This window comes from Stenotrophomonas sp. SrG (assembly GCF_050031795.1).
GTDB lineage: Bacteria > Pseudomonadota > Gammaproteobacteria > Xanthomonadales > Xanthomonadaceae > Stenotrophomonas > Stenotrophomonas rhizophila_A.
The window spans coordinates 1-271 of record NZ_JBNBBE010000268.1; the positions used below are offsets into that span (position 1 = coordinate 1).

General features: G+C 76.4%; 1 protein-coding gene. It reads left to right on the plus strand.

The features are described 5' to 3' along the window. On the plus strand, nucleotides 1-271 hold a 271-nt coding region (locus ACQG3P_RS19800; protein WP_426805997.1), incomplete at both ends, for a hypothetical protein.

Sequence of the window (271 nt, forward strand, 5' to 3'; positions counted from 1 at the left end):
CCTGCGCACCCTGCGACTGGAGGCGCTGCGGGATCCCGCCGCCGGCATCGCGTTCCTCGAGACCCACGACGACGCCGCGGCGCACCCGCGGGCCTTCTGGGATGCGCGGGCGATCGGCGCGGCGCTGTCGGGCTCCGCGGCCCAGTTCATCGCGGAGCTCGGCCCCTCGTGGGTCGGCACCGTCACGGTCCTCATCCCCGAGCCCGGCGCGCCCGACTACTTCGGCCGGATCCGCGAGGAGGGCACGGCGCTCGCCGTCGCGGTGTACGTG